Here is a 559-nt window from a genome sequence, read left to right as displayed (position 1 = left end):
AGATACAAGCCCTCGGCGGTGTCGGACTGTGCCAGGTGGCGGTGCATCTGGCGGCGGTCACCGCGACGACGAAGGTGCTGATCGATCGCGCCCTGTATCTCCCGGCGGACTGGGCCGCGGACGAGGAACGCCGTGAGATGACCGGGGTGCCGGAGGAGATCGCCTTCGCGACGAAGCCGCAGCAGGCCCTGTCCATGGCCGCCGACGCACTCGCTGCCGGGATCGAGGCCCGCTGGTTTGCGGGCGACGAGGTGTACTGCGGGCGCGAACTGCGCCGGGGTATACGGGCGCTCGGGCTCGGCTACACGGTCGGCATCGCCGCTACGTACCAGGTCACCGACGGTTCCGGCCGCCGGTGGGAGGCCCGCAAGCTGATCAACAAGGTGCGGCCTGGGCAGTGGATGCGCCGGCAGACCGGACACGGCACCAAGGGCACCCGCGAGTACGACTGGGCCTGGCTCGACGTCCGTCCCGACGACGCTCCCGACGAGAGCGAGAACGTGAACGGGGCGGGGACGAGTGTGCTGGTCGCGCGGCGGCACCGCTACACCGGCGAAGT

At 70.7% G+C, this 559-nt stretch carries 1 protein-coding gene; it reads left to right on the top strand.

What is annotated here, in order from left to right; translation table 11 throughout:
* Positions 1–35: 35 nt before the first annotated feature.
* The coding region (locus B9S61_RS40155) for a transposase (protein WP_219820016.1) at positions 36–559 on the top strand (524 nt) is incomplete at its 3' end.

This window comes from Streptomyces sp. SM1, assembly GCF_002910825.1.
Classification (GTDB): domain Bacteria; phylum Actinomycetota; class Actinomycetes; order Streptomycetales; family Streptomycetaceae; genus Streptomyces; species Streptomyces okerensis.
Note: the sequence above shows the minus strand (reverse complement) of the source record. Positions and strands in the feature narration are given on the sequence as shown.